General features: G+C 34.0%; 23 protein-coding genes and 1 other annotated feature (1 of these 24 running past the window's edge). Of the genes, 5 read left to right on the top strand and 18 right to left on the bottom strand.

The features are described from left to right. Positions 1–195, bottom strand: a binding site (T-box leader); it reaches 37 nt to the left of the window's first position. 235 nt (positions 196–430) lie between these two features. Next, entirely contained in the window at positions 431–1,069 is a 639-nt protein-coding gene (locus tag ACXVYO_RS25945; protein ID WP_458469050.1) for a pyridoxamine 5'-phosphate oxidase family protein, read from the bottom strand. 82 nt (positions 1,070–1,151) lie between these two features. On the opposite strand from ACXVYO_RS25945, the gene ACXVYO_RS25940 reads away from it, so the two are divergent. Beyond that, positions 1,152–1,760 carry an NUDIX hydrolase gene (locus ACXVYO_RS25940; protein WP_458469048.1) on the top strand — a complete coding sequence of 203 codons (609 nt, stop codon included), beginning with the start codon at positions 1,152–1,154 and terminating at the stop codon, positions 1,758–1,760. 48 nt (positions 1,761–1,808) lie between these two features. Here the strand turns inward: ACXVYO_RS25940 and ACXVYO_RS25935 are convergent, their stop codons facing one another. The 4 genes from ACXVYO_RS25935 to ACXVYO_RS25920 all read right to left on the bottom strand — a co-directional run bounded on the left by ACXVYO_RS25935 (position 1,809) and on the right by ACXVYO_RS25920 (position 5,117). Beyond that, the gene (locus tag ACXVYO_RS25935) at positions 1,809–2,147 is read right to left on the bottom strand and encodes an SdpI family protein (protein ID WP_458469046.1); all 339 of its coding nucleotides are present in this window, start codon (positions 2,145–2,147) and stop codon (positions 1,809–1,811) included. Positions 2,148–2,218: 71 nt separating this feature from the next. Continuing rightward, complete coding sequence (locus ACXVYO_RS25930; RefSeq protein WP_458469044.1) at positions 2,219–3,046, bottom strand: peptidoglycan-N-acetylglucosamine deacetylase; 828 nt, start codon at positions 3,044–3,046, stop codon at positions 2,219–2,221. 117 nt (positions 3,047–3,163) lie between these two features. Further along, positions 3,164–4,036, bottom strand: a complete 873-nt coding sequence (locus tag ACXVYO_RS25925) for an aminoglycoside 6-adenylyltransferase (RefSeq protein ID WP_458469042.1) — start codon at positions 4,034–4,036, stop codon at positions 3,164–3,166. A 361-nt stretch (positions 4,037–4,397) separates the two neighbouring features. Continuing rightward, on the bottom strand, positions 4,398–5,117 hold the full coding sequence (locus tag ACXVYO_RS25920; protein WP_000818985.1) for a 3-ketoacyl-ACP reductase: 720 nt from the start codon (positions 5,115–5,117) through the stop codon (positions 4,398–4,400). 196 nt (positions 5,118–5,313) lie between these two features. Between ACXVYO_RS25920 and ACXVYO_RS25915 the strand changes: the two genes are divergently transcribed. Continuing rightward, on the top strand, positions 5,314–5,901 hold the full coding sequence (locus ACXVYO_RS25915; protein ID WP_458469040.1) for a DUF3139 domain-containing protein: 588 nt from the start codon (positions 5,314–5,316) through the stop codon (positions 5,899–5,901). Between the two features lie 24 nt (positions 5,902–5,925). Here ACXVYO_RS25915 and hitS read toward each other — a convergent pair whose 3' ends face one another. The 3 genes from hitS to ACXVYO_RS25900 form a co-directional block, all read right to left on the bottom strand. Next, positions 5,926–6,999, bottom strand: coding sequence for an envelope stress sensor histidine kinase HitS (gene hitS, locus ACXVYO_RS25910; protein WP_458469038.1), 1,074 nt, complete (start codon positions 6,997–6,999; stop codon positions 5,926–5,928). After that, positions 6,996–7,673: an envelope stress response regulator transcription factor HitR gene (hitR, locus tag ACXVYO_RS25905; RefSeq protein WP_458469036.1), complete on the bottom strand. Its 678-nt coding sequence runs from the start codon at positions 7,671–7,673 to the stop codon at positions 6,996–6,998. The genes hitS and hitR overlap by 4 nt, the downstream gene beginning before the upstream one ends. An 88-nt stretch (positions 7,674–7,761) precedes the next feature. After that, on the bottom strand, positions 7,762–9,522 hold the full coding sequence (locus ACXVYO_RS25900; protein ID WP_458469034.1) for an ABC transporter ATP-binding protein: 1,761 nt from the start codon (positions 9,520–9,522) through the stop codon (positions 7,762–7,764). Between the two features lie 240 nt (positions 9,523–9,762). Here ACXVYO_RS25900 and ACXVYO_RS25895 point away from each other — a divergent pair, with 240 nt between their 5' ends. Next, positions 9,763–10,527, top strand: a complete 765-nt coding sequence (locus ACXVYO_RS25895) for an alpha/beta fold hydrolase (RefSeq protein ID WP_001194295.1) — start codon at positions 9,763–9,765, stop codon at positions 10,525–10,527. A 98-nt stretch (positions 10,528–10,625) separates the two neighbouring features. Here the strand turns inward: ACXVYO_RS25895 and entFM are convergent, their stop codons facing one another. Next, the gene (entFM, locus tag ACXVYO_RS25890) at positions 10,626–11,918 is read right to left on the bottom strand and encodes an enterotoxin EntFM (protein WP_458469033.1); all 1,293 of its coding nucleotides are present in this window, start codon (positions 11,916–11,918) and stop codon (positions 10,626–10,628) included. Positions 11,919–12,614: 696 nt separating this feature from the next. Between entFM and ACXVYO_RS25885 the strand changes: the two genes are divergently transcribed. Next, positions 12,615–12,785 (top strand): hypothetical protein, encoded by a 171-nt coding sequence (locus ACXVYO_RS25885; protein ID WP_011040231.1) that lies wholly within the window; start codon positions 12,615–12,617, stop codon positions 12,783–12,785. 150 nt (positions 12,786–12,935) lie between these two features. Here the strand turns inward: ACXVYO_RS25885 and ACXVYO_RS25880 are convergent, their stop codons facing one another. Together ACXVYO_RS25880 and ACXVYO_RS25875 are read right to left on the bottom strand one after the other, a co-directional pair. After that, positions 12,936–13,538, bottom strand: a complete 603-nt coding sequence (locus ACXVYO_RS25880) for a nitroreductase family protein (protein ID WP_458469031.1) — start codon at positions 13,536–13,538, stop codon at positions 12,936–12,938. Positions 13,539–13,783: 245 nt separating this feature from the next. Further along, on the bottom strand, positions 13,784–14,737 hold the full coding sequence (locus tag ACXVYO_RS25875; RefSeq protein ID WP_458469029.1) for a D-alanyl-D-alanine carboxypeptidase family protein: 954 nt from the start codon (positions 14,735–14,737) through the stop codon (positions 13,784–13,786). Positions 14,738–14,925: 188 nt separating this feature from the next. Here ACXVYO_RS25875 and ACXVYO_RS25870 point away from each other — a divergent pair, with 188 nt between their 5' ends. Further along, the gene (locus ACXVYO_RS25870) at positions 14,926–15,927 is read left to right on the top strand and encodes a S66 family peptidase (protein ID WP_458469028.1); all 1,002 of its coding nucleotides are present in this window, start codon (positions 14,926–14,928) and stop codon (positions 15,925–15,927) included. Positions 15,928–16,014: 87 nt separating this feature from the next. On the opposite strand, the gene ACXVYO_RS25865 is transcribed toward ACXVYO_RS25870, so the two are convergent. The 7 genes from ACXVYO_RS25865 to cydA all read right to left on the bottom strand — a co-directional run bounded on the left by ACXVYO_RS25865 (position 16,015) and on the right by cydA (position 25,825). Next, a complete protein-coding gene (locus tag ACXVYO_RS25865; protein WP_458469027.1) occupies positions 16,015–16,461 on the bottom strand; it encodes a DUF6376 family protein in 447 nt (148 codons plus the stop codon). Between the two features lie 89 nt (positions 16,462–16,550). After that, a complete protein-coding gene (locus ACXVYO_RS25860; RefSeq protein WP_458469025.1) occupies positions 16,551–16,772 on the bottom strand; it encodes a hypothetical protein in 222 nt (73 codons plus the stop codon). Positions 16,773–16,978: 206 nt separating this feature from the next. Then, complete coding sequence (locus tag ACXVYO_RS25855; RefSeq protein ID WP_458469023.1) at positions 16,979–19,540, bottom strand: glycosyltransferase; 2,562 nt, start codon at positions 19,538–19,540, stop codon at positions 16,979–16,981. A 436-nt stretch (positions 19,541–19,976) separates the two neighbouring features. Next, positions 19,977–21,701, bottom strand: coding sequence for a thiol reductant ABC exporter subunit CydC (gene cydC / locus ACXVYO_RS25850; RefSeq protein WP_458469021.1), 1,725 nt, complete (start codon positions 21,699–21,701; stop codon positions 19,977–19,979). Between the two features lie 2 nt (positions 21,702–21,703). Further along, a complete protein-coding gene (gene cydD, locus ACXVYO_RS25845) occupies positions 21,704–23,419 on the bottom strand; it encodes a thiol reductant ABC exporter subunit CydD (protein ID WP_458469019.1) in 1,716 nt (571 codons plus the stop codon). After that, a complete protein-coding gene (cydB, locus tag ACXVYO_RS25840; protein WP_458469017.1) occupies positions 23,419–24,435 on the bottom strand; it encodes a cytochrome d ubiquinol oxidase subunit II in 1,017 nt (338 codons plus the stop codon). The genes cydD and cydB overlap by 1 nt, the downstream gene beginning before the upstream one ends. Further along, the gene (gene cydA / locus ACXVYO_RS25835; RefSeq protein ID WP_458469015.1) at positions 24,422–25,825 is read right to left on the bottom strand and encodes a cytochrome ubiquinol oxidase subunit I; all 1,404 of its coding nucleotides are present in this window, start codon (positions 25,823–25,825) and stop codon (positions 24,422–24,424) included. Before cydA ends, cydB begins: the two co-directional genes overlap by 14 nt. Positions 25,826–26,036 lie beyond the last annotated feature (211 nt).

Genomic DNA, 26,036 nt, shown 5'->3' with positions numbered 1-26,036 from the left:
TCCAACCTAGACGTATTTCCCCCTAGATTGCTCAAGTTCAGATAACGGCTGATTCCGTCAATAATTACTAGATTACTCGTTCACTATTGAAGTTCAAAGGTGGTAAAACCATTTCTCGTGTTAGGAAGCTCACACCCTTGACTTCCCTCTCTGTAAACCGTAAAAATGATTTCGTGTCCTTATCGTTACTTTTTCGTTCATGTCTATTTGTTAACTTATTATAGTTATCAACTTTTCAAAAAGCAAGCCTATTTTTACTAACAATTTTCAAAATCATTTTTTATTGTATTTCAAAATAACATTATGCAACTACCACTTGATTTACCTATTTTGTAATTTTTCCACCTTATAAATCAACAGTTCATATATAAATATCCCATTTTATAACGCGTACATATCCACCTTACAAAACTATATTAATAAAATTTTTTCAATACAATCTTTTCGTATAACTTTCTTCTAAAGAACGTGCAACATCTTCTTCAGAAGTATTTACTTTCGCATGCTCCAGCAACATTTTTGCTGCTGAAGGTAACTCTTTTTTATTCAACCATGATTCTGGATCCCACATCTTAGATCGGATAAAAGCTTTTGCACAATGAATATAACACTCTTCTATTTCAACGACAATTCCAAGTAACGGATTGCGTCCATTCGCCTGCATTTCTTGCAATATCTCTTCGTCGTTTGTAATATACGCTCGGCCGTTTATCCGGAGCGTCTCCCCAAGACCTGGAATCAAAAAGAGTAACCCTACGTATGGATTTGAAATAATGTTCAAAATGGAATCTATACGACGGTTACCTGGTCTTTCTGGAATAATAATTTTATTATGATTTAATACGAATACAAATCCAGGTGCGTCTCCTCTCGGCGAAGCATCACACTCTCCTAATTTATTTGCAGTAGACAATACTAGAAAAGGAGATTTTGACAGAAAATCTACGCAATGGTGGTCTAATGATGAAATAACTTTCTTTAACGCTCGCTCACTTGGTTGCCCCAATATTTCCCGTAATTCTTCCTCTGTTGAAATAATCGATTTTATTTCTTTACTCTCTATCCCCACTATGAACCACTCCGTTTTTCTTTATTTTCCCAAAATCCAATACAAATATTGTATAATAAAATTTGCAGAAAGGGGAATTTAAATGACAGAGTGGTTAACAATATTTGATCCTGAAAGAAATACACTTGGGAAGAAATTGCGTGATGAAGTGCATCGTGACGGTGATTGGCACGAAACATTTCATTGTTGGTTTGTAGAAAAAGATGATGAAGATATGTTCTTATATTTCCAATTACGCTCTAAAAATAAAAAAGAAGCTCCGGGTATATGGGATATTACTTCAGCCGGACATATTATGCATGATGAAGATGTACAAATTGGTGGTCTTCGTGAAATTAAAGAAGAACTGGGGCTTTCTTTTCAAACGACTGAGTTAGCATACAAAGGCATCTTTAAAATAGATTATGAAATTTCAAATCTTACAGATCGCGAGTTTTGTCATATGTTTTTTCACAATGTCATCAATCCACTTCCATTCGCACTAGGTGAAGAAGTAGACGATGTGATGAAAGTACATGCAACTTCTTTTCTACAACTACTAAAAAGAGAGATTTCATATTTTACAGCTATTTCTGTTTTAAGCAATAAACCGATAACGATAACATTTGAAGATATTTATCCATATGATCTTGCATACTATGAATTTGTTATAGAGCAAGGAAAAGACTTACTAGAAAATAATAATTTATAAATAAGATAGGACTCCTAGCATCATATTGCGTAGAGTCCTATTTTTTCATTATTGTTCAAGTATTTTTAATCTACTCTCTACTTGTATAACTAAATGAATGATTACTAACAGCATAATCACCATAATTGCTATTATTGTATGTGGATACCTAAATAGTGCACTAATTACACTTCCGATCAACATCATAATGAATCCATTTTGTTTCATCACTTCTGCACTATACCTGTTACCCGCATCCCATAATTCCTTATTTTTCATAGATCGTTTTGTCCAGTAACCATATGCTGCGTTTATGTCCGTCGGTGGATTCTTTTGAATAATAATTGCCACAAGTATAAATATAATACCAATCAAAATACTCATTCCTATGTTTATTAGTGCATACATCAATTATATCCCCTCCTAACCTACACCTTCATTATACGATAAAACCCTATATTTACCAATTTATAACACATCTATTTTCTCTCTTTCGATGTTTGGAACATACTTGGCAGCGTTACAAAACGTGCCCCTTTCGTTTTTAACTGCGGAATCATTTTGTCTAGTGCCTCTACAGATCCTTGTAAATGCCCACCTGGTGTTGAATGCTGAAGGATAACACTGCCAGGAAATGAATTCCCTAACACATTATTTGTAATCGTATCAGCGCTTACTCCTTTCCAATCAACCGTATCAACACTCCACTGTACAATCATAAAGTTTTGCTCTGTTGCCCACTTCAATTGATCTTCAAGTATTTCACCGTACGGTGGACGAATAAACTTCGGTGCATAACCAGCTAAACGATTTAATATTTCTTCTGTTTTTATAATTTGATTACGGTACTCAGCATCAGTTACTTTCGCTAAATTCGGATGGCTATACGTATGATTGCCAATTACATGCCCTTCATTCGCAATACGCTTTACTACATCCGGAAACTTTTCCGCATTTTCACCCAGCAAGAAGAAAGTCGCTTTTACATTATGTTGTTTTAACTTATCTAAAATTTTTGGCGTAAATTCTAAATCTGGTCCATCATCAAATGTAAGAGCGACTTCCGCTTTATTGTATGGTCCGGAAAATGCGTACGCATATTTTTCGACCCACGAAAATGGCGTCCACGATCCACGCTCATATGCTTTCATTTGCATTTCATAGTTTTGAGGGATATATGCGTATGGCAATGAACTTATATAGTCTCCATAATAAAATGAGTGATATGGCATATATGTGTACGAAACATCTCGTTCTAGTCCCCATTGATATGGGGCAAACATTTCTGACGAATAAAAATAATACATAATAAAAACCTCCCTAAAATTTCATATGTGATTTCTCTGCACTTTGTTAGGGAAATTCCTATTCATGAACAAAAATAAGACTGTCCATAATTAGGACAGCCTTATTGCTTTATATTATTAATAAATCGATGTACTATCTTTCGGCAAAGCTTTCACATGTTTTAAATAGCTCGTCACTCTGTCATCATCACCTTGCGGGTACGGATATCCATATGTGTTAGCAATTTCGTTCGCCACTTCCCTAAATAATTTCCCCATGACAAAGAATGACTCCCATATATTTTCATATTCCGCATTCGAATAGGTACGTTTAAATTGCTCCCACATATCTTTTTCAATATATTGCTCGAAATGCTTCCCAAACTTTCCTGCATTACCTGTAAAGTCTGTTTTCATACCAATATGCCATTCTAGCATTACGATGAACATATCTCGTACTGGACCATCGAGCATCCCTTTCGCATAAGAAAGTTCTTCTCTCCATAGTCCTTTCCCTACATTCGTACTACACCACCAAAATTCATTACAGCAATCTAAAAACTCTTTTTCTGTAGGCTTTTTTATTAAGTAGCCCCTATCGCTTGCTGTTGGAAATTCATCCATACAATTATCTTTATCCAGAAGCAGTTCACTTAAACTATCTTGTCCAATGAACTTATTTATCAAATCAAATGGAACGAGCGTTAAATCAATTCGATTTCCATCCATAAACTGCATTAAATACGGAAATTTCCCGTCTTCGTCCGCTGGAATTAATGACATTTCTTCTGGCATTTGTACAATCATTATTTCTCCAAATCTCTGAATCCAATTATGATTAGACGTAAAAGATTGTATATCATGTACAACATACATAATATCATAGTCTTGAAAACAATCTCTCTTCACATTTGGATTTACACGTGATCCATTCATAATGACAGCTCGAATTCTTTCATCCTCTTTTGCTGTATTTATAATTAAGTCTAACATTTCTTTTTCAGTTCTCATCTATTCCTAACCTCCAATTTTTATATAAACTTATATTTCCAAGTATGTTGGAGGTCCACGAGCTAACTGCGTTGTACACGATACATGTTATAATTTTTGAAATTTCTTTTTCATCTTTTTATCTCCTTTCGTCATTCTTATACGACTGCCATATCCATCAATCGTATCCCTTTACTTCCGTATTGTAGCACTTACACGTTGCTCAGCAGCTATTAATTCATAGAAACAAAACATTCCTTTTTAAAGCTGTTTATCATTTATAGTAGATTATACAGAGCATTTCGTTTCATGTAAAAATAAAGAAGGGACATCTACTCCATTACAGAATAAATATCCCTTCTTTTGTTTATACATTTATCCCTTACGGATTAGTAGACCAAAGTCCTGCTGATTTAATAAATGTACGTTTATTTAATTTCAGCTGAGCTACGATAAATTCTGCAATATCTTCTGCTTGCATTACTTTATCTGGGTTTCCGTCAGTTAATCCTAAATCTACAGCCATATCAGTTGCTACTGTACTTGGAGTTAGAGCTGTTACACGAATGTTATGTTTGCGAACTTCCATCGCTAACGATTCTGTTAAGCCAAGAACACCAAATTTAGAAGCACTATATGCACTTGTTACAGGTGCACCTTTTTGTCCTGCTGTAGATGAAATGTTAATGATGTCACCAGATTGTTGTTCAATCATGCTTGGTAAAGCTGCACGAGTTGCATAGTATACACCCATTAAGTTTACTTGAATGATTTTTTCCCAATCAGCAACGTCTAATTCTAAAAACTTACCGAACTTAGAAATACCAGCGTTATTAATTAAAATATCGATAGATCCTAAACCGTTTTTTAATGTCTCAATCGCAGTCGTCACTTCTTCATATGAAGAAACATCAGCAGTCGCAATAACAGCTTTTACGCCTTCCGCTTCTACTTCTTTCGCAACAGCTTTTAAGTTTTCTTCTGAACGAGCTAAAAGACCTACATTTACGCCCTCTTTCGCTAACGCGATCGCTACAGCGCGACCAATTCCTCTACCTGCTCCTGTAATTAAAGCATTTTTGCCTTGTAATAATTCTGCCAAGTATAACACTCCTTAATTATCTCAGTTATGTATTATATTAAAATTGTATCTGTGTTTATGTAAAAAGGCAATGATGCACTTTCATGTGCGTAGGTTACTTGTAGGTAACTATAGAATTTTTTTATTTTTAAGTCTCATGTTTTTGCCATGATTCATGTAAAATAAAAATAAATCCGGTATAGGAGAGTGTAAGTGTATGAAAAGAAAAAAATGGTTCTTGTCACTAACTGTATTCGGACTATGTATCATATTTTTGGCTATGTACTTTATATTTGGTAATCCACTACATTATAAAGTAATAGAAAAAGATACTAATGACTATCTCCATACTATAAAAGGATATAGTCAAAAAGAAATACAAAGTATAACCGGAAAATATACTCCCCTTTATACTATTGGCTATTATGCAGAAGTCGTATATAAAGACGAACCTTATTTTACATACTCTTATACATACGATAATAATAAAAAAATAATACAAGACAACGGCATTTTAGGAAGACATACTGAGTCATTTGAAAATCTTAATTTGAACTGGTCATTGTTTGACCAGTTAGTAGACGAAATTCATACAAACTTACAAGAAAGAGATTTAAGCGAAAAGAAAGATTATTCTATACGCTATGTTCAATTCATCAATATCGATGATGATAAAAACGGTGCAGAAGCATACGTTGACTTTAAGAAAGATAAACAATCACGTTATTCATACCGTATGAATAACGAAGGAAAAGCCTATCAATATAGTTGCAGTAACGGGGATTGTGTGTTTAAAGAGAAATAGTGTTAGAAGATTTTCCTCCTAACACTATCTCTCTTCATATTTAGGAATACAAACAATAAATTCCGTCCCATTCCCTTCCTCACTCTCAACCTTTATTTCTCCTTGATGTAGGTCGACTACTTTTTTTACTATCGCTAATCCTAAACCACTTCCTCCATATGCTCGATTTCGTGAAGAATCAGCTTTAAAAAACCGTTCAAATATATGTTGTTTTTGTTCTTCTGAAATACCAATTCCCATATCACGTATACGTACTTCTACTAATTTCACTTGTTCTTTCAACTGAATTGTAATCGTGCCACCATTCGGCGTGAATTTAATGCTATTATGAATTAAATTGATCCACACTTGACTCATACTTTCTTGATCAGCAGTAACATGCACTTTATCCAAATCAAGTTCTAACTCAATTTCTTTTTCTGCCCAGAGCGGTTCACTATTTAATACTATTTGCTTTAACTGTTGATCTAATCGATAAGTCACTCTTTCTGGTGTGTACTCTTCCGATTCTAAAAGAGTTAGTTTCAATAAATTTTGACTTAGTTTAGATAATCTCGTCGTTTCTGTTTCAATAATGGTAAGATAATGCGTCCTTTTTCCCTCGGAAATATCGTTATCTTGTAATGCTCTAGCAAAACCTTTTATAGATGTTAATGGTGACTGTATTTCATGTGAAACATTCGATACAAATTCTTGACGCATTTTCTCCATCGCATTTAGTTCATCTGTCATATCATTTATACTTTTTACGAGTACACCAATTTCTCCATCATACTTTTCTTCATTTCGTATTTTTACAGAGAAGTCCCCTTTTGCAATTTTTTGTATAGGTTCAATAATAGTCCAAATCATCGCCTGTCGTTTTGGCCTCATTAATATCCCAAACAATGTCCAAATAAGAACAATAAATACAAAACCGACCATATCACTAATTAAAAAGGCAACAAACGGCGATACATGTATTTCAAGAGCATTCAATATACTAGTTGCTACATAAAATGCGATAGACCAAATTATAGTGAGAAAAGAAAAGAGCGCTATTATCGCTCCCGTTACTTTCAACATCTTCAACTTACTCATTTGTTTTCTTTTTCTCATTTACTTACCTCTAAGCGATACCCTAAGCCTCTTATCGTTTTAATACTGAACTTCGACTTCTCTTCTTGAAACTTCTCACGTAGCCGATTAATATGAACGTCTAGTGTACGTTCATTCCCTTCAAAATCATATCCCCATACATCTTCAATTAATTGCTCTCTCGAACAAGTTCTTCCTGCTTTAGAACCTAAAGTAAAGAGCAATTCGAATTCTTTTAGCGGTAATGTAACTATTCGTTCTCCAATTGTAACTTCAAATGTTTTACGATTTAACAGTACATTTCCAACTTGAATCGATTGCGACACTGTAATTTGGTAACGTTTCAATAACGCCTTAACTCTTACTACTAGTTCTATCGGATCAAATGGTTTTACAAGATAATCATCCGTGCCAAGGTGAAATCCTTTTACTTTTTGAGACGTTTCCCCTTTAGCAGTTAGCATCAAAATCGGAATATCATAGTACTTCCTTAATTCAAAACATACATCAAATCCATCCATATTTGGCATCATAATATCCAGAATAACCATATCAACTTTTACTTCGTCTATTTTCTTAAGTGCATCTAGTCCATCAATTGCTTCATATGTTTGAAAGCCTTCGCGTTCTAAAAATACAGAAACAAGTTCTCTAATATGCGGATCGTCGTCCACTATTAAAATGTTAGGTATCAAAGAAACCATTTCCTTTCTAATTAGCATCCTTTATAAAGCTTTTAAAAATGAATAATCAGTGGCGTATAAGCACCACTGATTATTCATTTTATAATGCACCCTCTTTAATTTTCAATTGTTGCGTTGCAAATTCACGATACATATCATGTGTCTGTAATAATTCATCATGTGTACCGCTTCCTGTAAGATTCCCTTTTTCTATAAAGATAATTTTATCTGCATCTACAACAGTAGAAAGTCTATGTGCAATAACTAACGTTGTTCTGCCTTTCATTAAGTTATTTAATGCCTTTTGAACGACAGACTCAGACTTACTATCTAGACTGGAAGTTGCTTCATCTAACATAAGAATTTGTGGATTTCGAAGCAATGCTCGGGCAATGGCAATTCGCTGTCTTTGCCCTCCAGAAAGCTTCACACCACGTTCTCCAACTTCTGTTGCGTATCCGTTTGGCAAATCATGAATAAATGCATCAACATATGCCATTGCTGCTACTTTTTCAATTTCTTCATCTGTCACTTCGCCCTCAACACCGTAACAAATATTATCACGAATCGTGCCATCAATTAACGGACTATCTTGTGAAACGTAACCAATTTGACGTCGCCATGACTGTAGTGAATAATTCTTAATTGAGTCTTTTCCTAATTTAATGGCACCGCTAGTTGGCTCGTAAAAACGTTCTAACAGTGAGAATAACGTCGTTTTCCCGCTACCACTTGGTCCTACGATTGCTGTTACTTTTCCTGATTCAATTGTGAAATCAATATTCTTTAAAACTTGCTCTTCTTCGTTATACTCGAAATGTACATTTTCAAGAACGATTGGCTGCTTAGCATTTGTGACCTTCACACCAGTTTCATGATCTTCTACTTCATATTCTAAAATTGTATTAATTCTTTCCGTTGCACCAATTGCCTTTTGGAATTGTGTAAAGAACATAGATAATTGACTCATCGGCATTATTATTTGAACTAAATATAAAATAAATGCTACTAGTTCTCCTGTTGTTAATGCACCGCTAGAAACTCGCATTCCACCATATCCTACGATAATGACAAGCAATGCCATTAAAACAAACGACATAACTGGTGAAATTAACGCTTGCACTTTTCCCTCTTTCAAACCAAATTGCAATAACTTTTCAATACCTTTATTTCCAGTTTCATATTCCTTTTTTTCGGTGTTCGAAGATTTCACTAAGCGAATTTCTGATAACACTTGTGTTAATACACTTGTAAAAGAAGCCGTTTCATCTTGAAGTGCTTTTGAAATCTTATACATTTTTCGTCCAAGTGGAACTAAAATGAGTACTGATAATGGAATAACCGTTAAAAGTAAAAGTGTCATTTTCCAATCTAAAACAAATAATACAATTAATGATCCAACAATTGAAATACCGCCTGTTAATAAGTTTGACAAGTGCTCAGAAATTAATGTTTTTACAACACCTGTGTCATTTGTCATACGGCTAATTGTATCGCCTGTTCTATTTTGATCATAATAAGTTACCGGTAAAATAAGCACCTTTTTCCACAAACGTTCTCTCAGTCCAGCTACAATCTTCTGTCCTATATAATTTAGTAAATATATAGACAATCCTGCGGCTATAGTTTGCATAATAAAGAATGTAATTAGCCCAACGATTTGTCCTGTACTTATTGATGAGAGTGAAAAATTATCTACTAACCCTTTCGTTAACATCGGTATAAATAAACTCGCTCCCGTAGAAAGCAAACTCATTAATAACGCAAAAGCAAGAATCCCCTTTGGAGGATTTGTATCTTGAATAAGGCGTAAAAACTGCCTCCAGCTCCCTTTTTTCTCCATCTCATTTCTAACTTCCATTTTTGTTCATCTCCTCGTGTTAAACCAAACTGTTCTTTCTAAAAATAGAATACAATACCAATGTAAACTGAATGTAAACACACCTTTTCTATTTTTACAAAATATACATGCAAACTCATCTTTACAACAGATGTAAATATCTGATATTATTACCTAGTACTAAATATTATTCTATGTGAATTATAGATAACCAATTTACGATACTATATAAATCTCCCGTTATTGAAAGGAGTATCCTTTTTGCAAACAAATATTCATTCCGAAAAGGAAACAATTATTTTTATTCATGGCTTAGTCGGCAATCGTCGTGCCTTCAAAAAAGAGCATAAACGATTTTCAGCCACCTATAACATTATAACTTACGACTTATTAGGCCATGGCGATGATAAAGGTGCAGATATCGAATTTTCATTACAGCGCCTCGTAGATCAATTATTGAATTTATATGAAAAAGAAGGCATTCAAAAAGCTCATATTTGTGCTTTAAGTTACGGCTGTTATATCTCTACAATTTTTGCACAAATGCATCCAGAAAAAGTACTGAGCATTTGTCACATTGGTGGACATTATAATAATCCATCCCTTTTATATAACGTATTTCAAAAGTTTTGGGAGAAGCGAGGAGACGAATACTCTAAATGGCTCTCTCAATACGCAAATACCATTTTCCCAAGTGGCATGCTAAAAGCAAATCCGTTCGCAGTCATTTCAAGAAATATTTATTACCGTTTCGGATTGCAATTACATTCATCAATTATTGCTCAATCATTACGGCATCGTTTAGAATTCGATTTAAAATCCAAATTAAAATCACTTCCCCACCCTATTCTATGGGTAATGGGTGAACATGATCATCTCTATAAATCTTGTCTTTTTGATTTGAAATCCATTCTTCCTAACGTTTTATATAAAGAAATACCGTTAGCAGGACATGCAGCAAACTTATTTCGCCCGAACTACTTCCATGATCTATATGCTCGATTTTTAAATGGGAAGTTACAGTAAAAACTACTACATTCCCAATTTATTCAACTATAAAAAGGCTTCCCAAGTTTCCCTGGAAAGCCTTTTCTCTATACGAAAAGTATATAAACTACTTTTTCTTAGTATGCTTTTGTGTAACCTAACATGTGCTTGCTCCAGTAAGAGTTACTTACAGAACTAATACGTACACCAGTTGCATCAGTTTCTGCACTAATGAACTGACCGTTTCCTAAGTAAACACCCATGTGAGAAGGACCTGATTTATAAGTATTTTGGAAGTATACTAAATCACCTGGTTGTGGATTGCTAGTTTTTGTTTTAGAGCTCCAGTATCCAGCAACTGTTTGACGAGCGCCTTTATGACCAGTTTGATTTAATACGTAGTGAATGAATCCACTGCAGTCAAAACCAGCAGGTGTTGTACCAGCAGTTCTGTATGGTGAACCATTTAAAGATCTAGCGAATCCAGCGATTGAAGATGTATCTCCACCTGTTGTTGGTTTTTGTACGTCTTTACCTGGTTGTTGAACGTTATTTGTAACGTTATTGTTATTGTTATTTGTAACGTTGTTTACTCCGCCTTTTACAAACTTAACGAAGTCTGCACTTACGTAACCTGTACGGCCGTTATGGTTAATTTTGTACCAACCATTTTCAGCGCCAGTAACGTTTAATACTTTACCTTGTGTTACGCCACCAATTACAGCGTTGTATGTAGCTGGACCTGTACGTACTTTTAAAGCACCAGTGTTAACAACATAAGAACCACCAGTTTGAACTGTAGTAGTATTGTTGTTTGTAGTTGGTTGGTTTGTTTCGTTAGATACAGCAGAACCACCTTTTGTTACGAAGTCTTTGCTTACGTATCCAGTTCCACCATTGAAGTTGATTTTAAACCAATCTTGTACTTCTCCAACAACTTGTACTGTTTTACCTTTATTTACAGAGCCTAATACTGTATGAGATGTACTTGGACCTGTACGTACGTTTAGTGAAGAAACGTTTACTGTGTAAGTACCAGTTCCTTGTTGAACAGTAGTTCCTGTTTTACCACCAGTCGTTACGAAGTCACCACTTACATAACCAGTTTGACCGTTTACAGTTACTTTGAACCAACCGTTTTCTTGTCCAATTACTTGTAGTACTTGACCTGATTTCACTTTAGAAATCACGTTATGTCCTGTACCAGCACCTGAACGAACATTTAATACATCAGCAGTTACTGTGTATTTTAAGTCAGATTTTGTTTCTACAGTTTTTGTTTCAGTTACAGTCGTTTGATTTTGAGTTTGATTTTGTCCATTAATTTCTTTTAGCGCCTCGTTTGAAACTTGTGCTTGAGCAGAATCCATACCTGGAACTGCAACACCCACTACAGAAGCTGCTGCTAAACCTGCAATTACTTTTTTCATAAGTTGTCTTTACTTCCTTTCCCTACTATCCTCTTAAAAAAACTTATAAACTTAATACATTACAATATTATCAAAGTAAAATATTCATTAAGTTCCATTTTTTAACAAGAGTTTTATTTTTCACACAGAGTTCATTTTAAATGAATGAAGTGAATTCCGTGTGAACTTCATGTGAACTTTACCATTAAACTTACTGTTTTTGCAATGCTTTTTTCAAATCCCTTATGTATTTCATTGAAAATTCGACATTCTATTCATTATCTTAATAGAGTTTTCCTATCCACTCCAAAAAACTCTATTAATCTAATACAATGCAAAGAATGTATTCCCTAGTAAAGTTCTTTCCATGAAGCATACTCTTATCATGACAAAAAATACTTTTTTTATCAATAGTATAATATTTTTAGAAAACTATTTTTGATACTGCCTATCGCTTATAAAAGATTTGACGATTTGTAAGATTTAACTTCAAAAATTCTGTTCTAATTTGACGAAAATGTACATTCCACTCACTATTTTCTGCTATATATGGAATTCCAAGGATATTTATATTATCATATGTACAGTGGCGTCTTAATCCATGCAAAGATTTATCCAACCTACCCGGAAACCAATCGAACTTTTACGGGCCGGTATTCTCCACGTATCATCAAATTTTGAGATGGAAGTCTTATTATTAAAAAAGGAGGTATATTTATGAAAAACATAATAGATGATCCTATAAATAAAAATATAGAACTGTATTATGCTTTTTTTCAATTCGTTTCAATTATTACCTTACAAAAAATATCGACTATTGAAACACGTAAAAACGAATTAAAAAATCAGATGAAAAATTCCTATCAAAAAAATCCTTACTACTTATAAAAAGGTGAACAGATTATATTTCTGTTCACCTTTTATCCCGTATTAACGGGCAGTAAGACCCCCACCTCAAAATTCAGCGAAAGCAAAGAAGATAGGTGGGGGATGAAAAAACTCTCCCACTGATTAAAGTTTCACTTTATCGTTCTTACATTATTTATAAATTTTCACACGGTTTTCTAAAGGGTGGTATTCTTTTTCACCTGCAGTTACCACCGGTTTACCAAACGGCATTTGCGCAGTAAGTTTCCAGCTTTCTGGGACTTCCCATTCTTTTCTCACTTCTTCATCAATTAATGGATTGTAATGCTGCAATGTAGCACCAAATCCTTCAATTTCTAAAGCTGTCCAAATTGCAAATTGTAACATTCCTGAGGATTGCTGAGACCAAACGGGAAAATTCTCTTTATATAAGGCAAAGTTTTCTTGCAGTTCTTCCACTACTTGACTATCTTCGAAGTATAGAACCGTTCCATAACCACTTTTAAATGCATTCATTTTTTCTTCAGTAGATGCAAAATTATTTTCAGGTACAATTTTTCGTAACGTTTCTTTCGTAATATCCCATAACTTATCATGTTGTTCTCCAAGCAAGACGACAACGCGAGCGCTCTGAGAGTTAAAAGCTGAAGGTGTATGTTTTACAGCATGATAAATCACTTCTTGAATTTTCTCATCAGAAACTACTTGCTCTTTACTAATCGCGTAAATAGATCTTCTGTCTTCAATTGCTGAGTAAAAATCTTTTGCCATCATAATTCCCTCCAATTTTCATTTGAGGCTTTTTCATATGTACACATCATATTCTGCCTCTTAAAACTTATCATTAATAAGCTTCTAACTTTATACTATCAACAAACAATAATAAACTCAAATAATAACACTCACATTTTTTACCTTTTTATTTCCTAATTCTAAAAATAAAAAGGCAATTTATTGTTACCTATAATAAGTAACAACAAATTGCCTTTCTTATATAATGATCTAACTCAATATTTTACTTAATTAACTAAGCCAAATGCATAAGACATTAGCTTATTCGTCTCTGTAAAACGCTTCGTTTTTCCTTTTGTCCCCATTACAACTGTAATAATACGAGTATCACCTTGTTTTGCTGTACCCGTAAAACAATACCCCGCGCTATCTGTAAACCCTGTTTTTAATCCGTCTATTCCTTCTATATATAAAGCTTTATTATTTTTGTTTAACATATCATTTGTACTTGTAACATTAATATTATTAAATGCTAACTGACTTTGACGTAAATGAGTCACTTCTAATATTTCTGGATAATCTTTTATAAGATGATACGCCAAGTTTGCTACATCAGCAGCTGTCATCTTCGTCTCACTTCCATCAGGTTCTTGTAGTCCTGACGCATTTGCAAATTTAGCATACTCCGACATTTTTAACTGCTTTGCTTTTTCATTCATAAGCTGAACAAAATCTTTCTCCGTTTTTGCCATATGTTCTGCTAAAGCTACAGCTGAATTATTTGCTGATTCAATCATTAATGCATGGTACAAATCTTTAACAGTTAATGTGTCATTAACTTGGACTGGGATTCTCGCACCCTCTGTTTGTGCCGCTTTCGCACTCATTTTCACCGGATCTTCCCAACGAACTTTCCCATTATGTACATTTTCTAATAGTAGGTACGCTGTCATCATCTTAGACATACTTGCTGGCGCAAAAGCTTCATTTTCATTATGTTGATAAATAATATTTCCATTACTCGCATCGATAATCATAGCTGCTTTTGCATCAATTTCAGGTGGTATGTACTTTGGTGGCACTACTTTTTCAGTTAATCCTGTTTTAGGTAATTCTGCCACCTGTAAAGGTTGTCCTTCTACATTTGTTGCACTCTTTTGAGTTCCTTGGAATAAGAACCAACATATCCCTAAAATAATGACTACTAGGATCGTCAGCCTTCCCCATTTTAACTGCTTCATTTCAAAACTCCTTTAGCAAACCTTTTATACACTCACGTTTAACCATAACAATAATCACTTTATATCGTCAAGGTAAAAAGCATATTTATTCATCTCATACATTTATGTTACACTTAAAATACCGAAATATAAGAATATTCAATGTTATATTATCGTAATTTAACTATTTAATAGAAAGGATTCTTACGATGCTACTTCCAAAAACATTAAAATACGGTGACACAATCGGCATTTATTCGCCCTCTTCACCAGCAACCTACACTTCTCCAAAAAGATTTGAACGAGCGAAATCCTACTTACAACAGAAAGGATTTCACACATTAGAAGGTTCACTAACAGGTCGATATGATTATTATCGTTCTGGCAGTATACAAGAGCGTGCCGAGGAACTCAATGCTCTAATAAGAAATCCTAATGTATCTTGCATTATGTCAACAATTGGCGGTATGAATTCTAATTCCTTATTACCTTATATTGATTATAATGCTTTTCAAAATAACCCTAAAATAATGATTGGCTATTCAGATGCAACAGCTTTATTGCTAGGGATTTATGCCAAAACAGGAATCCCTACATTTTATGGTCCGGCACTCGTCCCCTCCTTTGGAGAATTTGAGCCTTTTGTAGATTATACATACAACTATTTTTTAGAAACATTACTACATGATCAAGTACTTCCTTACAACATAAAACAGCCTTTATTTTGGTCAGATGAGTTTATAAATTGGGAAATGAAGACGAAAGAAAAAGAACGTAGACATAATAGTTGGATTTCTGTAACAAATGGACAAGCTACTGGACGTATTATTGGCGGGAACTTAAATACAATAGAAGGCATTTTGGGTAGCCCTTATATGCCAAGCATTCAAGAAGGCGATATTTTATTTATTGAGGATAGCTCAAAAGATGCAGCTACTATTGAAAGAAGCTTTTCATTACTTAAAATTAACGGTGTATTTGATAAAGTTTCAGGTATACTTCTTGGAAAACATGAGCAATTTGATGATTGTGGTACAAAGCGCAAACCGTACGAAATATTATTAGAAGTACTGCAAAACCAAAGCATTCCTTTACTTGCTGACTTTGATTGTTGTCATACCCATCCGATGATCACTATGCCGATAGGTGTTCAAGTGAACATGGATGCAACCAATAAAACAATACATATTTTAGAAAAATGGAAGATATAAACGACGCTTATATTATAGGAAGAAAACATTTCAAACTTTTCCATTAGGAAACATAAAAAGGCTCCGTTCGTCACGGAGCCTTTTTTATTATTGTCCTAAATTTTGAACCTTGTCTTTCAATTCACGAACTTGATCTACCGTCTGCATAAGCTCAGAGTTTTTAAATTGCTCTACATCCACTTTCCCTTCTTCTATCTTGGTCATCGCCGTATCAATTAACGTATTTAACTTTTCGTTATATCCGACGATTTGCTGATGAAGATCCTTCGCTACATCCGGCGGTGTTAATTCATTGAATGCGGGTATATCTTGTTTAATTTCACTAAGCTTCGTTTCTAATTCTTTTCGAGCTTCGCTATCATTCACAGCCTTTTCAGCTAATGCTGGTGCATCATTTGCAAATGCACTTATTTCATTTACATAGTCTGTCGCTTTTTGAGCATAATCTATGGAGTTCTTTCCTTGCTCTACTATTGAACATCCCATTAAACCAATTGAAACTATACATACTAATAAAATTGATTTGATTTTCATTGTAGACTCCCTTCGTCATTATACTTGTCTGTAATCTTCTTTATCATAACTTCTAGCTAAATCACCTACAACCTTTTTCAAATAGCTATTTAACCGCTCACATGCCCTATTATCGTTACAACATCCATTTCTATATGTACACTAATAATATCTTCAATTATATCCATATATCCTTGTCCTATAGCTGCTCCATAGTGTAATGTAAGCCCCTTCTTTTCATATACTGACTTTGGCACTGAAAAAATAAATTTCCTCAAGTTTCTTTCATCAGCAGGCTCCATAATTAAAACAATTCCGTCCTCTTCAAACATATACACTCGCCCTCCAACTTTACATTCACTATGGCTCAGTATTGCCTTTGTCAGCTAAATTTAAAACAAAAAAATAAGTTGCACATCGCTCTATAATAAAAATAAGAAGCATTAATTCTTTATTTAAGGTTTAATACTTCTTCAAAACTTTGATTTAACTGTCCATAATATCTATTATGCAAATTATTTCAATTCCCCTCAATTCTTTATTTCCGAACAATATAGAGTACATCAGTTTCAGATAAACCAAATTTCTTCGCACTTCTCATTCCTTGTTTTTCAGCTATGTTATACAATTCAACCTTAAATCCTACATTCATTAATCGTTGTATAAATCCTGATTGATTATATATTCTTACATGTTCTTCATGACCAAAAGCTAATTTTCTCAATTTTGGCGTTAAAATTAATTCATTCTCTATAATACTATCTACATTCATTACGATTGGCGCTTGAATAATTCCCCATCCATTTGTTTTTAATACTCTATATAACTCTCTCATCGCTTTTTCATCATCTTGAACGTACTGTAATACATGACCACATAAAATCACATTAAATGTATCATTTTCATATGGAATTCTAGTAACATCAATTTCCTGCATTAATGGATCCTTTGGTTCAATATCTCCACATACATATGTAATATTTTTAAACTGAGTAAACCAACTTCTTAACTTCACTTCTGGTGCAATATGAAGCATAGTATCATTTCCACTTAATAAATCCGTTTCCATTTCAATATATACACGATATAACCTTTCACGGTCCATCGAATCACATACCGGACAAATCCCCGTATCTTTATTCCACATCTCGAATTTATATTTTGGAAAATCGTAATGTTCTGGCCAAGGAGAAAATTTTTCAAATTGTTGATTGCAAAATTGACAATAGCAGACTTCTTTCTCAAATATACGATGAACTAGCTTATTTAGTTCCTTCTCTATCTTTTCATTATCAATTTGATTTAATTGATTATTTTTTACCACATCCTTAATTATTAACATCGCATTTTCCAAACAATGAGTTAAACATTCTTTATAATCTTGCTCACAATTTAAAAACCCACTATTATATGCATCTAGTATTAATTCAATCCATTCTTCAACTGTCTTTAATGTAAATTGCATTTGTTTTTGATTTTCCCCACTATGTTGTCTAAAATAACTAAGGGGTTCCTCTATATAAACTACTTTCCCTTTCCTCATCATATCTAGCCATGTTGCAATGTCATGAATAGCAGAGTAAGCCTTCCCCTTAAAACACCCAAAATCTCCTCCCAAAAATTTCCGATTAAACAGAACTGTTGTAGGCTCACCAACTACATTTTTTAAGTTTTTTAACATATAATCCCCTAATTCTTTTCCTTCAAAAAGTGTAGTTTCTTTGGCAATTTTCATATTCAATGTTGCTGGTGGTAATACTTTTCCACTGTCATCAATTAATTCACGATATGACGTCACAAACGAAATGTTTTCTAGACTAAAAAAACAGTTCATCATTCTTTTAATCTTTTCAGGATGAAATAAGTCATCATCTAATAAACAGTTTATATAATCTCCATTTGCAAGTTCTATACACTTATTAAAGTTCTCTGCTTCCAATCGGGGTTTATTTTTAACATATGTAATACATTTATATTCACTTAAATATGGTTGGATCATCGCTTGAACTTCACCGTTTGTACTATCGTCAGAAATTATTATTTCAATATTTTCATATGTTTGATTCAAAGCACTTTTGAGAGCTAATTCCAAGTAATGAGGTTTATTATAGGCAGGAACAAGTATACTGACTTTCGGTAAATGAGAGTTGTTATTCCGATACTGTTTTTTCTTTTCTATATTTATCTCCTTTTGCTTAATCTGTCGGTAGTAGTCTAATGTATATAATATTGATGATGGAACTAATTTTTTTGCATAGTCTAGAAAATTAGTTATCGCTTTATATAACTCTTTTTCAGTAGATAAAAAACCATACTTTTCTCCAACTATAATACTATGTGAAAAATCCTCTACTCCATCCATAAGTTTATTAGATTCATTCAACTGTTGACCTGAATGTAATCGGAAGTAACTAAGTGTCTCTGCAATATATACTGCTTTTCCTTTACTTAATAAAGATAACCATGAGGCTATATCTACATTACATAGATACCTTCTCTTATCAAAAATCCCATACGGTTCTTGTAAATCATTTTTACGAAATAAAACTGTTGTCGGTTCTCCAATATAATTTTTTTGATCCACAATTACCCTATTTCCTAATTCTGTTCCCTCTATGATCGTATCCTCTTCAAATAAACGAACAGTTGAATAAATATGTCGTAGTTCTTTCCCTTTATTATCAATTACTTGACGATGAGATGTTACAAGTTTGATTTCATTATCTCGATCATTGAAAAAATACTTCATCATTTTTTCAATTTTATTTACATGAAATATATCATCATCCATTAAAAAATTTATATACTCACCGTTTGCTTCATTAAATAACATTAGCGCATTTTCAAATTGTCCGAGAGTTGACCTGTTTTTTATATAAATAATATTTGAATGATCACATAAGTATTTTTGTAACACATTTTCTGTTTCGTCATTCGTGCTATCATCTCCAATAATAATTTCTATATTAGAATATGTTTGTTGTAATACACTACACAATGCTTTTTCAAAGTAGTCAGGACGATTATAAGTAGGAATTAAAACACTTACCAACGGAATTCGCTCTATTGCCTCTTCACTTTTTTCAAAACGATTCCCCATCTTTTCCCTCCACCTTTTCGCATATTATTTATATACGCGACATAATATCACATTACTTAAACCGTATGAGAACTTTATACTTTTATGCAAGCCCATAACAAAATATCCAACTTTTCACTCGTAAATATACATATCCAATCATATAAGCATTTGATTAGCTGCTTTTTATTCATATAAAATAATGTAAGACAAATAAAACGAAACCTTAATTAGAGGAGGCTTCTCCATCCCTTCTAATTATCCCCCCTCACCAATCGGATTTTTACGTACAGTTACTCTCCCGCCTAATTTCCTCACATCAGCCGGATCTTAAGATAGGAGTCTTACTCCCTACAAATAGCGGGATAAATCTATACCTTAAAAAGAAAATATATTTCTTAACAAAAAATAGCTACACCATTAGGCGTAGCTATTTTACAATTATTACTTATTCAAACTATATTCCTTTATCTAACTCATAAAGCATACGATACTTCTCGTTTTCTCTCAGAAGTTGTTCATGACTACCTTGCATCACAATTTGACCACGATCAAGGAATATAACTTCATCTACATGTTCAATTCCTACAAGATGGTGGGTAATCCAAATTACTGTCTTTTCTTCCGTTGCAGAAAACATTGTTTCTATTAAAGATAATTCTGTCTTCGGATCTAAGCCAATCGTCGGTTCATCAAGGACAATAATTGGAGCCTCTTGCATGAGCGTTCTAGCAAAAGCAACCCGTTGTCTTTCCCCGCCAGAAAACCTTTTTCCCATTTCATGCATTTTTGTTTGCAATCCATCTGGAAGAGAAGCTATATGCGAAGCTAATTGCGCTTTCTCTAAAGCTGTCCATATCTCTTCATCCGCAGCCTCTGGTTTACCGATTCGCACATTATTTCCAATTGTCGTATCGAATAAATGCGGCTTCTGATTCAATACAGAAATATATTTTGATAAAAGATTCGTATGAGCATGTTCACTATTCAATAAAACTTCACCCTGTAACGGGCTTAGCGCACCTGTTAATAATTTTAACAAAGTAGATTTACCTGTTCCGCTTCTTCCTAAAATGGCGATTTTCTTTCCTGCCTTTATTTGCAGTGATACTTCTTTCAATACAAATTCATTACTATCTGGGTAACTATACGATACATTATTTAATTCAATGTCTATATGTTTTGATGCAACATAACCTTTATCCCCGCGTAATTCCTCTTCTTCCTGTAAAACAGCATTATCTTCTATTTGATTTAGACGATGAGCAGATTCTACATATGATGGAATTCGATCGATAGCATCTGAGAGAGGAATAAGCGCGTTTGTAACTGATAACGTCATTAAGACGAAAGCCGCAATAACGGTAGGTGCAATCTGTTCACTTGCCGCCTCATTTCCAGTCCATATGATCATTGAAATAACTACAATCCCCACTACTACTTGAATGATACTGTCCCTAATATGATTCCAGCGTTTCATTCTTTTTTCCGTTTTTAACAACTGATTATTTTGCTCTACATACTTATCAATAAATTCATCTTTTCTGCCACTTGCTTGCCAGTCAGATAATCCAAAAACAGCGTCTGTTAATTGTTGATACAAACGGCTTCTTCCTTGTTTTAAAGTAACATGATGTTGCTTCATTAAAAGTAATGATACAAATGGAAGCAGAAAGACGATAATCGCTAGCATACACCCTGCAATAAGCGCAAACACTACGTCAAATGCTCCGATAACAAGTACGAATATGCTATATACAACTAATGCTAATATACTAGGAAATATTGTACGTAAATATAGGTTTTGCAAATGCTCTATATCTTCGGATAATACACCCAACATATCGCCCGTTTGAAATCGCGAACGGAAAAATAACGCCTGCGGTTCTACTATTCTATATAGTTTCGTTCTCATTTTTTCTAATATGCGTAGTACGACATCGTGTCCAACTAAACGCTCTAAATAATGAAATACCGCTTGTCCTATACTAAACGCACGTGTTGCAACGATAGGAACATATACAGCCATTACATTTTCTGGTCTAAGAGCAGATTTAGAGATTAAATAACCTGAAATGAAAAGTAACATCGCACCTGAACTAACTCCTAGAAGACCAAGGAAAATAGTTAAAGTCATTCTACCTTTATTTTGCTGTATATAAGGTTTAATCCAGTTACTCATCTCTATCTCCTCTCTTTCCTGCGAAAATGTAATGCCTCATTCTTTAAAAGCTCTTCATATGTTCCACTTTCTATTATTTTCCCGTTATTTAAAATAAGAATATGATCCATCTGTTTCATCCAATGAAGACGATGTGTTGCAAGAAATACTAACTTACCTTCAAACAGACGTAACATCGTTTGTTTTATTTCAAATTCAGTTTCAATATCAAGATGTGCTGTAGGCTCGTCTAATAAAATAATTGGCTTTTTGCTTAAAAGTGCACGTGCCATAGCGACACGTTGTTCTTGTCCACCACTAAGCATACGCCCACCTTCTCCAATTCTTTCGTACATCCCATTCGGAAGCGATGTTACGAGTGAACGAAGACCAACTTCATTAATAACTCTTTCCACTTCTTCATCAGTTGTATTTGTTTCATAAAAACAAATGTTATCTTTTAATGAAAGTGGGAAAATATAAGGTTGCTGCGGAATATAAGCAATATTCTTTTGCCACTCTTCACGAGTAGCCCCGTCAATTTCCACACCATTTACAATCATCTTTCCACCTGAAGGAGTTAAAAATCCTGCTAATACGTCGATTAATGTTGATTTTCCTGCTCCACTTTCACCAATTACACCTATAGCGCCGGTGCCTTTCCAAGTAAAATCAATTCCCTCTAATATAGCTTTTTCAGATTCATCACTCTTTACTTTTACATCTTGTAATTTCAAGTTACTAGAGGAATTCCATATTAAATCTACATTTGATTCTTTTTTTCCTATTTCTTTTTGTTGCTGTAAAATCTCTTCTATTTGTTCCATTGCAAGTTGTCCATCTAACGTAGCATGATAATTCGCTCCAACTTGTTTAATCGGCAGAAAATATTCTGGAGCTAAAATTAAAATCGTAAGGGCGGGCAATAGTACAATTGCCCCATCTATTAAACGTATCCCTAATCCGACTGCCACAAATGCGATGGATAAGCTCGTAAAGAAATCTAATGCAAAAGAAGAAAGAAAAGCAACTCGCAAAGTACGCATCGTTGCTTTTCTATACCTTTTACTTACTTTTTCAATCTTTCCTTCGTGCTGTTTACTTTTACCTAAATACTTTAATGTTTCTAATCCTTTTAACGTATCTACAAAATGATTAGAAAGTACACGGTATGTTTCATATTGGCTATCCGCCATTTTCTGCGCCGCTAATCCTAGTAGGATCATAAATGTAATTACGATAGGAATCGTTACAACTAAAATGATTCCAGACTCAATATCTAGCGTAAAAACATATAGTACAATTAGTCCCGGTACGATACTACTTCTAATCATTTTAGGAATTGTTAATTCAATATATGTCTTAAATTTCTCAATACCTTCAATCGATAAGGTAACCAGATGACCTGTTCCAGCAGTTTGAACATACCTTGGACCTAATGTGAAATACGCCTCTATTAATTGTTTTCGCAGTAGCGACCCTGTTTTTTCAGCGAAACGTTCCACTAATATTTGCGATATTCGCACTAGCATGTGACGTACTGCAAACGTGATTCCAAAATAAACAGTTTCATTTAACACAGATTGCACTGTTTCTCCTTGAAATAAAAACGTAATAGCCCGTGCTAAAAACACTGTTTGTGCAATAATACTTATAGCTTCTAAAATGCTAATGATCGTTAACACTACATATAAAACTCGGCTACCAGGATACGACGGAAGTCCTCTTTTTCTTTTCATTAGTACTCCAAATCTTTATCTGACTTAACAGGTTGTCTAAACACATAGTAACTCCATATTTGACTTCCCATAACAAATGGCAATATAGCAATTGAAAAATACGTCATCAGTTTTAGTGCATAATCTCCTGATGCTGCATTATAAATTGTTAAATCGTATATTGACCCTAACGAGCTAATTAAGACACGTGGGAACATGCCGGCAAATACACTCGCACTTAGTAAAATGATTGTTAAACTCGTCATAACGAAAGCCCAACCATCTCTTCTTCTTTTATTTAATAATGTTGACGCACATAATGCTACAAAAGCTCCGATCGGAACCATAATCCACTCTGTACCATGACCAGTGAATATATCTGTTTTCCATAATCCTACACCGGCAAAAATAAGAAGTGCTATAATTGCAAGCGGTGCAATTTTCAACGCAGCAATACGTGCACGTTCTCTTAGTTTACCAGTTGTACGTATAGTAAGGAATTGCAATCCGTGAACAATACATAGCAGAAGGAACATCACTCCTCCAAGTAATGCAAATGGATGAAGTAATGGTAAGAATCCACCTACAGCATTTTTCGTCTCATCAATTGGAATACCTACCATAAAGTTAGCAATGGCAACTCCCCAAAGGATAGGCGGTAGCAAACTTCCTAAAAACATACCCCAATCCCAAAAACCTTTCCATTTATGATTATCTATTTTCGCACGGAATTTAAAGGAAACACCTCTAATAATTAAAGCAAGAAGCATAAATACAAACGGAATGTAAAACCCGCTAAATAAAGTTGCATACCAGTGCGGGAATGCTGCAAACATAGCTCCACCTGCACAAACAAGCCATACTTCATTCGCGTGCCAAAATGGACCAATTGTATTTAAGTAAATTCTTTTCTCTAAATCGTTTTCCCCTAAAAACCTTGAAACTATACCTACACCGAAATCGAAACCTTCAAGTACAAAGAAGCCTACGAATAGAACTGCAATAATGATAAACCACAACTCATTAAGAGATAACATACTCTTCCTCCTTATCAAATGGATCATGGCTTTGAGAATCCTGTTTCGTTTTCTTATTCTCATGTCCTTTAATAATACGAACGAATAAGTAAATAGTAATTCCACCTATAATTAAATATAGTGATGTGAACGAAACTAAAGAGAATAATACTTCTCCGAACGTAACATTTGGAGATACAGCATCTTCTGTTTTCATAACACCGAAAACTACCCAAGGCTGACGTCCCATTTCAGTCATAATCCATCCTACTGTATTACCGATAAACGGTAGTGCAATTGCATACACCATTAATTTTAAATACCAAGTTTTTTCAGCTAAACGATCTTTTCTTGATAAGAACCATCCATATGCTCCTAGAAGAAGCATAAATGTTCCACTCATTACCATCGCTCTAAAACTCCAGAACATAGTGTGTACTGGCGGTATATAATCTCCAGGTCCATATTTTTCTTCATATTGTTTTTGAATTTGATTCATTCCTTCTACTTGACCACTAAATTTATCAAATGATAATAGACTTAGCATATAAGGGATTTGAATTTCAAACGAATTTTCTTGCTTCTCTGCATCAATTTTCGCAAATACTGTAAATGGCGCTGGATCCTCACTCGTATTCCATAACGCTTCAGCTGCTGCCATTTTCATTGGATGTGTCTTAATTAATTGTTGTGCTTGCGCATGACCGAAGAATAATACTAGCGCAGTTGTAAGTGTTCCAACAATGATAGAAATGCGGAACGATTTTTTAAACACTTCAGTTTCTTGAGCTTTCGTTATTTTCCATGCACTCACACCTGCAATAAAGAATGCACCAGTTGCAATCGCCGCTGTAATTGTATGCGGGAATTGTACCCATAATTGTGGGTTTTGAATGATTGCTAAGAAATCATTCATTTGTGCACGTCCATCTGCTGCCATTTCATACCCTACTGGCGATTGCATAAATGCACTTGCAGTTAAAATCCAAAATGCTGATAACATTGTTCCAATTGAAAGGAGCCAAATACATAAAAGGTGAATGCGCTTCGGTAATTTATCCTCACCGAATACCCATAACCCTAAGAATGTAGACTCAATGAAAAATGCTAATAAACCTTCAATCGCAAGTGATGGACCAAACACATCACCTACGAAACGTGAATATGTTGACCAGTTCATACCAAACTGGAATTCTTGTAGAATACCAGTTACTACCCCTACCGCAAAGTTTACAAGGAATATTTGTGTCCAAAACTTCGTCATCTTCTTATAAATTTCTTGTCCCTTTACCACATATAACGTTTGCATTAACGCAATGATAAAAGCTAAACCAATAGACAGCGGAACAAAAAAGTAATGGAAAATCGTTGTTGATGCGAATTGTATTCGTGCCAATTCGAGCGTTTCCATACTACAATCACTTCCTTCATAATTTTTTATATCGTAATTTCGATTGAGTTGTATGAATAAAACAACTCAAATCTTAGAAATATAGAAAGATAAATTTGTATATGTACTTTTAGAAAATAGAAATTTTCAGTTTTCAAGATAATTACAAAAGAACTTTCTCATAAAATTTACCTTTTCACTATTTCAGTAGTGTTTTATCCGTTAATCGAAT

The organism is Bacillus sp. BC08 (assembly GCF_054326875.1).
The sequence above is the reverse complement of the archived record's forward strand: the minus strand, read 5'-3'. Positions and strand labels throughout refer to the sequence as shown.